Genomic DNA, 11,360 nt, shown 5'->3' on the forward strand with positions numbered 1-11,360 from the left:
AGAACGGGAACACTGCTATTTTTACACTATAGGAAAGTATAAAAGTTTAAAGGTTTATAGTATAAGAAAAACTACGCCTTTCGCCATCAGGGCTTGGCGATAAGCCAAGTTTTTCTAAGCTGGGGTTCTAGCAATTTCTCTATTTATAGCATTGTGCAAGTCTTTTTATCATTATTAGGGAAATATAAAGTTTTTTAGTTTTAGTATAAAAAATGGCATAAACGATAAGTAGTACGCGGGGGCTGTTTGCTTATCGTTTATACCGTAGCATGCATTTGCTTTAGACGGGTACTTCGGAATTCACATCATCAATTTCAAAGCCAAGATCTTTAAGCATTTGATAATCTTTTTTTGCCACTTGTCCAGTAGTTGTGAGATAGTCTCCTATAAACATAGAATTGGCTGGGTATAAGCTAAGCGGTTGCAAGCTTCTTAAATTAACTTCCCGTCCTCCGGAAACTCTAATTTCTGCTTGGGGGTTTGTAAAACGAAATAGGCATAGAACTTTTAAGCAATAGAGAGGCGTAAGCTCATCTGTACCTTCTAAAAGGGTTCCTTCCATGGCGTGTAAAAAATTCACAGGAATAGAAGCAGCCTCTAGTTCTTGTAAGGCAAATGCCATTTGTATAACATCTTGTTTCGTTTCTTTCATTCCGACAATGATGCCTGAGCAAGGAGAGATACGCGCTTCCTTTACTTTGTTTACAGTTTGTACACGATCATCGTAAGTATGGCTAGTAGTTATCGTAGCATGGTGAGCTTTTGATGTATTAATATTGTGGTTATATCTGTCTACTCCTGCTTCTTTTAACTGTTCTGCCTGCCCAGGTTTTAAAATACCAAGGCAAGCGCAAATTTTTAAATCATACTTGGCTTTAATTTCTTTGACAGCACCAATAATATGGTTCAATTCTCTATCTGTAGGACCACGTCCGCTCGCAACAATACAATATGTGCCTGCATGCAATTGACTAGCTCGTTCTGCTCCTTTTACAATCGAATCTTTGTCCATCATTTTGTATTTTTCAATTGGATTTGTTGAATCACGAGATTGCGCGCAATAGCCGCAATTTTCTGAGCAAGCTCCTGATTTTGTATTAATAATCATATTAAGTTTTACTTTATTACCGTAGTAATGCTTTCTAATCACGTAAGCACTATGTAGTAATGGAAGTATAGCTTCGTCACGGCAATCTAAAATGGCTAAACTTTCTCCTTCTGTTATCTGGTATCCTTCCAAAACAGCCTTTGCTAAAGATTGAAAGTCTATCATATTCTCTGTTTCATCCTCTCCTAAATATTTTGATGAAGAAATCCTAAAAAACAAAATTGTAAACATATATTTATATAGGTTAACAATAAAGTTTTTATAAACTATTGTCAAGAATGCACGTAATAAAAACGGCACGTCAATTGGATCTTAAAAATGTTTTTTACTGGTTATGTATACGATTAAATAAGAAATATAGTATTATCATCTACCTTACAAAAAATAGGACTATTCAAGTAGTAAGAAAAATGATAAAATAGAAAGGTAACTCTATATTTTTACACCTTTGTAACACACTGCTCTGTATCCCATTTCTTTATTCTACTCATCTATATTTCATATAGGAAAACATGAAAAAAGAGAATAAACAACTAGTATAATTCGTTTTTTAGTAGTAAATTACTGAGAAAGCGCATTCTTTTTAAAATTTATGAAGTTATAAGACATATCAATTTTAGTAGTTTAAGAATACAGATAAGTCTTATCTTTCTGTTTATAGTCTACTGTTAACACAACAAGAAAGGAAGAATGCTTATGAGTTTAACCAAAAAAATATTACTTGCCTTACTATTAGGAATTTTCGCTGGAATAGGTTTAACTTTTGCTCCTGCAGAAGTTTTTACACCTATTGATACGTATGTATTAAATCCTGTTGGAGAAATATTTTTAAACTTAATTATGATGATAGTTGTTCCAATTGTTTTTGTTTCGATTGTGCTCGGAACAGTTGGATTAGGTGACCCTTCTAAATTAGGAAGAATTGGGGTACAGACGATTAGTTTTTATTTAGTAACGACAGCAATAGCGCTAGTAATTGGATTAGGAGTTGGATTAGTACTAGAGCCAGGTGAAGGAGGGAATTTCTCCATAGATGATGCTTCCTATGAAGAACAAGCAGCGCCACCGATTATGGATACGCTTGTGCAAATTATTCCTGAAAATCCAGTAGAAGCACTATCAACAGGAAATATGTTGCAAATTATTGCAGTCGCCATTTTTGTTGGAGTTGCACTAGCTATGTTGGGAGAAAAAACGAGTGGAATTAGAAATTTATTTGAGCAGGCCAATGACATATTAATTTTTCTTGTGAATGGGATTATGAAAACAGCTCCTTATGGGGCGTTCGCTTTAATTGCATCAGCAATTGGAGAAGCTGGTTTAGATGCAATAGGTTCCATGTTTATGTATATGTTGGCAGTTATTTTGGCTCTTGTTTTACACGGAGTAATTACGTACAGTATTGCTATTAAAACGTTAGGAAAAGCAAGCCCATTAAAATTTTATAAGGCGTTTTTCCCGGCAATGTCCGTTGCTTTTAGTACATCCAGTTCCAGTGCAACACTACCAGTATCTATGAAAATAGCGCAGGAAAAACTCGGTGTAAAAAAATCGATCAGTAGTTTTGTTCAGCCATTAGGTGCGACAATTAATATGGATGGAACTGCAATTATGCAAGCAGTTGCTACGGTTTTTATTGCGCAAGTTTATGCAGAACCGCTGGGCTTAAGTCAAATGCTAATGGTTGTTTTAACAGCTACACTAGCAAGCATCGGAACAGCAGGAGTCCCTGGGGTAGGGCTGATTATGTTAGCGATGGTGTTAAAACAAGTAGGTTTACCAGTAGATGGAATTGCTTTAATTATCGGGGTAGATCGGTTGCTAGATATGATACGAACATCGTTAAATATTACGGGTGATGCAGCGTGTGCGTATATCATTTCGGAAGATGATAAACGGAAAAATGGTATAGATGAGGAACAAACGGAACAAACAGCATAATGGAATGTTAATTTTAAGAGCGCGTCTACGAGAAGGCGCGTTTTTCTGCTAGAGGAGAGACGGCCTTCTATCACGACATAGATGCTTCGCAGGCAAATACATGGTGAAAGAGGCCCTCCTCATGGAATGAATGACACAGGTTTATAAAATGGTAGATATTGCGCCCATACTGACTAAAAGCATAATAATTCCAAAAAAAACGGTTGCGAACGAGAAGAAAAGCACCCTTTCTTTTCTTATAACGAAAGATAGACAAAACAAAAACGCGGGAAATGGAAACAGAATACTTAACAGATCCCAGTTAGTGGAAAAATAAAATATGGCAAATAGAAGAGCAATATATCCTGATATTGATCTAACTAGAAGTGTTAATTTTTGTTTTCCAGTTTCCTGAACATTCCATAGGCCAAGAAAATTTTCCGTTCTATCTTTCAAGGGTTTCTGATCTTCATAATATAGGTACATAGGTTGGAAGTAGGGTATTTTATTCTGAACTAAATCTTTCCCCCAAATAAATGGCTCTCCTGCTATATCAAATGGGCTATATGGTTGTTTATTCTGCACAATAGCATTTGGGTAAGCTGGTACAGGCTGGTGTTCTGTGTCAATAGAAAAAACAATTCGTTGATGCTCCGTTTTTCCGAAATATGTTTTCCAAAACAAAGTTTGAAATGGAGAGAAAAAATATCTCCATAGCTGTCTTTTTACTGTAGCAGCCATACTTGTATCAACGGGTATCCAACCCTCTTGTTCGAGGTGAATTTCATTCCATACATGCGCTCGATGCTGTCCACCTGTAAATGCTCCCACCATGATACGACAAGGAATTCCAATTGCACGACAAAGCGCTGCAAATAAAAAAGAAAATTCACCACAATCTCCTTTCTTACTTTTGAGGAAATGGGTAACTCCTCTAGCTTTTGGGGGGAATTTATATTTATAATTTTTGACAATATAAAAAAATAGTAGCTTGGCTTGCTCTTTTGGATTTTCCACCCCTTTAGTAACGTGGGAAGCAATGTCCCTTACTTTTTCGTTTACGCAAACCATAGGTGTGGATCTTAAATAATAATTTTTTTCTTCTTGTGTTAATTCGGGCAAAGTATCTTCCGTATTGTTTAACAATTGTATTTTATAAGAAGCTTTTATGGTTTCGTTGGGTTTGATTTCATAAAAGCTAATTTTATTCCCAATTGTATCTTCATTTTTTTGACAAGGAGGCGTTTTCTTTTCGTTAATAACCTGCTGATGTTTCGTATCTGGTGGGGTTGCTAACCATAAATACACGTTAGCTGAGGTAGGATTTTTATATTGAAATGTATACACTACTTTATTGTCCAAATCTTCACCTGCTTTATTATTTTATTTAGCGTATAAGATGCTGTGGACTTGCTTTAGAATTCATAAATAAGTCTAAATAGAAGCTAAATATCCAATACACGTAGGGACCTTTAGGTCATAGTCCTTGGGTTACAAACAAACAGTGGAGGATGAAAGAGCCCCCACTGATTGAGATTTTATAGGTATAATCTGCAAACGTTAGCTTCTGTCGGGAAGTCTACAAAAATCACCTTCACAGCCCCCAACGGGAAGTATTTTTCGTTTACTTGCCAACCAGTCATATATTTTGGATCCTACTCCTATCCATATAGATAGTTGAAGAAAGGGAACAGCTATCCATAAAAGGGGAATTTGTTTAACTATACGAAATATACTATCTATACCTTCTTCTATTTTACCATCTTTTAATCGAATAGTGTGCATTCGTTTTTCCAATTTTTCATAATTTAAACTGTACTCATTTAGAACAGCCTTGTTTCTAGTAGATTCATATTGAAGACGACGAAAACAATCTAATCTTGCTAGTGTTTTCATACTTTTTGTACAAATAGGACACCAAGTATCATAAAAAACAAGGACATTGTTTTTTTTATTAGGCCTGTTCAACATGCTCAGCCTCATACTTTCTCCCCTTTCTTAGTTTCCACTTGGATGATAGATTTTTGATGATAGCATATGCCCAAGCATACTCTTTATCTTTTAGTAAAAGCAGTTGTATGGAGATCATTGTAGCAGAAAAAGTAAACAAACCCATGACAATGGCAATTCCGACGTGCATAGCGATAATATTAAAAATGGCAATATATTTGGTATAACGGTTAAATAATAAAAATGGGTAGGTTATTTGTGCAAAAATAGCTCCATATGCGCCAATTAGCAAGAGAATGTTAGATGATAAAATGAATTCCTTGAAAAATGGATGCGTATACTCATCGACCTGCAAGATATAGTAAAGCGCTGTCCCATTTTGCCATACCTCTCCCATGATTTTATGCATACCAGAAGTTAAGTACATAAAGGAAACTTGTATAATGGAGGCAAGAATAGCTAAATTATGAAAGCTATTGGATATCGGGGTTGCCGTGATGCTACTAGGTATTTTCTCTTTTCTCCTATAACGATCCAATGAAAAAAATGCTGTCGTATTTGCAAATAACAAATAAAACAGAATGATTCTCATTACATTGTCTCCACCGTCTAGAATTAAAACATTTACATGTTGTAAAGACCAAATAAAAACAAAATTTAAGATGGCTGTTAGTCGACCCATGAAACCTAAGGTAAAGAGCAAAGCGACTACAATGCCCATATGAAAAATGATTTCAAAGTACAAGATAGAATCATTTAATTGATACAAAGAAAAATTGCTAGTGGTGATTAGATTTTGCGTAAAAGTCTCGTGCTCCTGCATGCCATTTGGACCCCACAGAAATCGTCGTTGTCCATAATGAATAAAATAAAAATATAAAATTAATAGACCAAAAGCAATTCTGATTAAACTAGCGCCGATTAACATATGTTTTTGTGTAGTTAGCTTATTGTAAATAGTATTCAAAATTAAAATTCCTCCTCTTAAAAATGGTGGAAATAATGTAAGCTATAAGAAATAGTTTAAAATTGATGTAAAGAAAATGATAGATAAGTTATTAAAACACAGAAGAAACTGTTTCAAATTCCTTCCAATCAAATTCATGAATAGTTCTTTCGTTTTCAAATTTTGGATTGTTTTGTTCGGAAAAAGGTGTGGCTTTTGTTTCTCTTATGACAATTTGTGTGCGTGAGATATCTTTTTCAGGATATAAACTGCTTACATAAGATTGAGCATACCGGTTTAATATATTTATCCCATTCTCTTCTTGCTCCTTTGTCATTTCATTGTCTAGAATATAATCATACTCCTCTTTATTTAAATTTCTTTCTTCTACTTCTTGGGATAGTTTCCGTGTTACATCATCTTTTTGATACAGGGACATAAATGCGCCTCGTTGGATGCGCACTAAACGATTATAAGGAGTAAAGCGATTTTTATAGTTTTTTTCAATCATAAATGATGTTAAATTGGTCCATTCTGTTGTTTCGCCATTGGAAAATTGTGCACGAACTAGAAATTGGTTATTTGAACTTGCTGGATTTGGTGCGAATAATTTCCAGTTTTGTGAAAATAAAGGCTCCATATAGGCATTTACAATAAACCCATATTTGGCTTTTACTGGATTAAAAGGAGCTAAATAAATAGCGGTAAACATAAAATGTATAAAAAACAAAAAAGCCGAAAATAGAATGATTACTTTTTTTAACATAGGATCACCTCTATGAATTAGACGATTGTCCCAATTTGTGGGACAATCGTCTTATATTTTAGTAAAGGGCAAGTAAAGAATTATTGGTCAAAAACAATTTTGATATCTTCATATTCTGCATTACCTCTCATCTTCTCATCACTGCCGCCTAATTGTTGTTTAGCCCAATCATAAGCATCTGCACCAGCTTTGGCGGTAACTCCACCAACAAAAGCTGCACCCGCAACGGCTGCCCCTTTTAATGCATAAGCTCCGGCAACTGCGGGAGTAGCCTGAGGAGATACTTCTTTGTTGGTAGCCAATTCAGTTTGGACTGCTTTTTCGGTTTCAATATTATCTGTCCCAGCGAAGACAGAGGTTGTCGTTGTTCCTCCAATAAATAAACTTAATGCCAGTGCTCCGGTGATTAGCTTCTTTTTCATCAAATCATCCTCCTAATTAAATATAAAAACTAAAACAAAAGCAACAATAGCAACAATGACCAAAACTGTATATTTCTCTAAATTCTATTCATGAATCGCCTCCTTTATAGTTAAATAATGTAGGCATTCTTTGCACTATAGGAAGTATAAAATTTTTAGCGTTTATCGTATAAGAAGAACAAAGGCTTTCGCTATAAGACTTGGCATCAAGCCAAGTTTTTTTCTATTCTAAGGTGAATATAATGAAATTTTGAGAGATGACTTATTTTTATCCTATACGAACCCACCATGACTAGCATGGAGTGAACCACCATTTAGTATGAAAATGGATTTCTAGCTAAGAAGATGTTTTTTTATACAAAAGTATAAAATTTTAGGGTTTATAGCATAAGAAAAACTAAAAGCTTTTGCTAAAGACTTGGGGTAAGCTAAGTTTTTCTAAAATCAGCTAGTCAAACTTAGTTAATAGGATATTCTTGGTAGGCTGAACGAAGGTGAATTATTTTATGTGTTAATTAATTCATAAAACAACTTGTCATAATATTAAGACTTATACGCTGCGATTACAAGTGCTATAAGTCCTGTTAAAAAAGCGGAAAAATCCCAATAATAGGTAAATGTTATTAAACGAAAAGGACTAGTCTGTCATTTATAAAGGGTGCTGGGGTTTCCGTTTTACACAATATTGACTAGGAAAATGATATAGCAAACTGGTCCTCCTCACTGGTATCTTAGCTTAAAAGTAAATATATCCGCTTTTTTCTCCATATAGATAGGCTGAAAGTTTAGATATCACTTTAAAAATGTCACAAAATGTTCTAAAATAATAGTAGTTACCAAAATGTTTTCATAATTTAAAAAAGTGCTTCCTTTTATTTCGAGTTTAGATTTATAGAAGGTAAACTGTAACCGATACCTTAAAACATAAGGAGTGGATGATACGTGGAAATGAAAAAAATCTCTCCTAGAGAGGGAAATCATAATTTAAAAGATTATAATCGTATGAAAGAATCGTTTACTTGGGAGAGCATAAAAGCGAATTTTTCCTGGTTTGAAACAGGGAAGGTAAATATGGCTTATGAAGCTGTTGATCGTCATGCTGATAACCCAAATAAAAGCAATCAGACTGCACTTTTATTTTCATCACCGGACCGTGAGGAGAAGCTGACATTTAATGATCTACGTCATGAGAGTAATAAATTTGCAAATGTATTACGGAAATATGGAATAAAAAAAGGAGATCGTGTATTTTTATTTATGCCGAGAACGCCAGAGTTTTATGCTGCTTTCTTTGGTATCTTAAAAGTTGGTGCCATTGCAGGACCATTATTTGAAGCATTTATGGAGCAGGCAGTTAGAGATCGTCTTCAAGATAGTGAGGCGAAAATGCTGATTACAACGCCTGATTTATTGGGGCGCGTACCACAAGCTGATTTACCAGCACTTGAGAAAATTGTTCTAGTTGGCAATTACAAGGAGAAAGTTGAATCATACATTCATTATCACGAGGAAATGAAAGCCGCTAGCGATCAAACAGAAATGGAATGGGTTGATCTAGAGGATGGTATGCTGCTTCATTATACCTCTGGATCTACTGGAAAACCAAAAGGGGTCTATCACGTGCATCACGCAATGATACAGCACTATGCAACGGGCGATTGGGTGTTGGATTTAAAGGAGGACGATATTTACTGGTGTACTGCTGATCCCGGTTGGGTGACAGGCACAAGTTATGGCATTTTTGCTCCTTGGCTTCATGGCGTGACGAATGTCGTTCGTGGTGGTAGGTTTACGCCTGATGATTGGTACCATACACTTGAAAAAAATAGCGTTTCGGTATGGTATACAGCACCAACTGCATTACGTAAGCTCGTTAGTGCGGGTAAGGAGACAGTTGAAAAATATGATCTTTCTGCATTACGTCATATCTTGAGTGTTGGTGAACCTTTAAACCCAGAAGTAATTTCATGGGGATTGAAGGCCTTTCATCTTCGTATTCACGATACATGGTGGATGACAGAAACGGGAGCACATATTATTGTGAACTTCCCATCTATGGAAATAAGGCCTGGTTCAATGGGAAAACCGCTACCAGGAATTGAAGCATCCATTGTTGATAATGAAGGAAATGAATTAGCCCCGTATCAAATGGGGAATTTAGCCATTAAAAAAGGCTGGCCATCGATGATGCGCGCCATTTGGAATAACCCTGGAAAGTTTGAAAGCTATTTTATCCAAGATTGGTACGTGTCTGGCGATAGTGCTTATAAAGACGAAGATGGTTATTTTTGGTTTCAGGGTCGTTTAGACGATGTCATTAATACATCGGGAGAACGAGTAGGCCCATTTGAAGTAGAAAGTAAGCTCATTGAGCACCCAGCTGTTGCAGAAGCTGGTGTAATCGGCAAACCGCATCCAGAACGAGGAGAAATTGTTAAAGCCTTTATTACATTAAATGAAGGTTATAAGGATTCAGAAGCTTTGCGACAAGAAATAAGGCAGTTTGTGAAAACAGGTTTAAGCGCACATGCTGCTCCTCGTGAGTTAGAAGTAAAAGATTCTATTCCGAAAACGCGGAGTGGAAAGATCATGCGGCGTTTATTAAAATCCTGGGAACTCGGATTGCCAACAGGCGATACATCTACATTAGAAGAATAAGAGGTAACAAAACTGGTTATCCCACAGTTGGATGACCAGTTTTTATCGCGCTTGGAAAAAGGAGGGATTTGATGTTATATCGTGTCATCCAAAAATTTGGATTAGATGTATTACAATGGAATGAGGTTGACGACTCACATAGCTCAACCGTCTATCAATGTACTTTGTTACATGGTGAAAATGTTTATTTAAAAATTCCTTTTACAAAGTTGAAGTTCCAACGTGAGTTAGCAGCTTATGAAATTTTACAAGGAAGTGTTCCAATTCCTTATTTGATAAATTATTGGTCGGGTGATGAGGAGTGTCCTGGTGCTTTTTTAATATCTGCATTAAAAGGAAAACCTTTAACAGCGAAGACAACACCAACGGTAGCTTACCAAGTTGGGACGCTTCATGCTAAAATGCACTCAGTTACTCCTCCTACGAACGGTGATTTCATAGGTATAAACAACGAATTTGACAACTGGTCTAACTTTATTGAACGTCAGTTTCAAAGTTTCGCTGCAGATGTAAGAGATATTTTGGATGAACGATTATACGAAAAAGCTATTGAAAAATATAAAAAGATGAAACAACAATTGCCATCTCCAGATGGTCCAAGTTTTGTACATATGGATTTTCGTCCAGCAAATATCATTGTTCATGATGGTAGCGTTTCAGGAGTAATAGATTTTGAAAGTGCAAGGTTTGGCTCAACAGAAATAGATTTTACTAAGCTGTATCGCGATATTTTAAGTTTGGATAGTAGTTTGTATCAAGCATACAAAGATGGCTATAGCAGTATTCGACTACTAATTAACCTAGAGGAAGTATTACCTTTTTATCGATTTACGGATGCTTTTAATAGTATCGGTTGGTGTAAACGTAGAGGAGTGGAAAAAAACGCTTTGTTTTTAGAGGAAAACATAGCTAGATTAAAAAAGTGGGTACTATAAAAAGCAAGCAAATTATTGATCTATTAAGCTCGAAACCAAGAATTACAGAATTTGTTTGATACTATGGAAAAAAAGAAGATAGAAGTTTGAATGTAGATATTTATATTGATTTACAAGTAGAAGGTGAACCATTTGTTAGCAACGAAACAAGATATTATGAACGCTATTGGGCAAGACGTTGAAATGATGACGGTATTAAAAGCAGTTATGTCACTTGATTTACCAGATTGCTGGGTATGTGCTGGTTTTGTAAGGACGAAAATTTGGGATACATTGCATGGAATAGAAAAGACACCACTTCCTGATATTGATGTCATTTATTTTAATCATCAACACACGGCAGAATATATAGATAAACAATTAGAAGAGAAACTTCATCATATTTTGCCTGCTCTTCCATGGTCGGTGAAAAACCAAACAAGAATGCATACTAGAAATCACGTTCCACCATATCTTTCATCCGAAGATGCTATCGCAAAGTTTCCAGAAACTGCAACTGCATTAGGGGTAAGACTAGATCAGCATGAAAATGTTATTTTAACAGCCCCACATGGCATAGAAGAGGTTCTTCAGTTAGAAGTAAAACCGACTCCGTATTTTTTGCAAACCGAGAAAAGAAGGCAAACCTAACGACAAAGATTCAGAAGAAGAATTT

The 11,360-nt window shown here is 35.6% G+C and carries 10 protein-coding genes; 4 read left to right on the plus strand and 6 right to left on the minus strand.

Going from position 1 to position 11,360, the window contains the following annotated elements; translation table 11 throughout:
• Positions 1-280 precede the first annotated feature (280 nt).
• Entirely contained in the window at positions 281-1,273 is a 993-nt protein-coding gene (bioB, locus tag HLX49_RS11035; RefSeq protein WP_296361913.1) for a biotin synthase BioB, read from the minus strand.
• A 531-nt stretch (positions 1,274-1,804) separates the two neighbouring features.
• On the opposite strand from bioB, the gene HLX49_RS11040 reads away from it, so the two are divergent.
• Entirely contained in the window at positions 1,805-3,049 is a 1,245-nt protein-coding gene (locus HLX49_RS11040) for a dicarboxylate/amino acid:cation symporter (protein ID WP_101933082.1), read from the plus strand.
• Positions 3,050-3,190: 141 nt separating this feature from the next.
• Here HLX49_RS11040 and HLX49_RS11045 read toward each other — a convergent pair whose 3' ends face one another.
• The 5 genes from HLX49_RS11045 to HLX49_RS11065 form a co-directional block, all read right to left on the minus strand.
• Complete coding sequence (locus HLX49_RS11045) at positions 3,191-4,390, minus strand: transglutaminase-like domain-containing protein (RefSeq protein WP_296361902.1); 1,200 nt, start codon at positions 4,388-4,390, stop codon at positions 3,191-3,193.
• Positions 4,391-4,588: 198 nt separating this feature from the next.
• Entirely contained in the window at positions 4,589-4,999 is a 411-nt protein-coding gene (locus HLX49_RS11050) for a thiol-disulfide oxidoreductase DCC family protein (RefSeq protein WP_073011643.1), read from the minus strand.
• Complete coding sequence (locus tag HLX49_RS11055) at positions 4,983-5,945, minus strand: HTTM domain-containing protein (RefSeq protein ID WP_101933079.1); 963 nt, start codon at positions 5,943-5,945, stop codon at positions 4,983-4,985. Before HLX49_RS11055 ends, HLX49_RS11050 begins: the two co-directional genes overlap by 17 nt.
• Before the next feature lie 91 nt (positions 5,946-6,036).
• Entirely contained in the window at positions 6,037-6,690 is a 654-nt protein-coding gene (locus HLX49_RS11060) for a DUF5819 family protein (protein ID WP_077702130.1), read from the minus strand.
• Positions 6,691-6,770: 80 nt separating this feature from the next.
• Entirely contained in the window at positions 6,771-7,112 is a 342-nt protein-coding gene (locus HLX49_RS11065; protein ID WP_077702131.1) for a hypothetical protein, read from the minus strand.
• Positions 7,113-8,060: 948 nt separating this feature from the next.
• Between HLX49_RS11065 and acsA the strand changes: the two genes are divergently transcribed.
• From acsA to HLX49_RS11080, 3 genes are all read left to right on the plus strand, one after another.
• Positions 8,061-9,770: an acetate--CoA ligase gene (gene acsA, locus HLX49_RS11070; RefSeq protein ID WP_414930308.1), complete on the plus strand. Its 1,710-nt coding sequence runs from the start codon at positions 8,061-8,063 to the stop codon at positions 9,768-9,770.
• Between the two features lie 71 nt (positions 9,771-9,841).
• Complete coding sequence (locus HLX49_RS11075; protein ID WP_296361907.1) at positions 9,842-10,705, plus strand: aminoglycoside phosphotransferase family protein; 864 nt, start codon at positions 9,842-9,844, stop codon at positions 10,703-10,705.
• A 132-nt stretch (positions 10,706-10,837) separates the two neighbouring features.
• The gene (locus HLX49_RS11080; RefSeq protein ID WP_296361909.1) at positions 10,838-11,335 is read left to right on the plus strand and encodes a nucleotidyltransferase family protein; all 498 of its coding nucleotides are present in this window, start codon (positions 10,838-10,840) and stop codon (positions 11,333-11,335) included.
• Positions 11,336-11,360: the final 25 nt, after the last annotated feature.

Source organism: Virgibacillus sp. (genome assembly GCF_013393565.1).
In the GTDB taxonomy this organism is placed as follows: Bacteria; Bacillota; Bacilli; order Bacillales; family Amphibacillaceae; genus Virgibacillus; species Virgibacillus dokdonensis.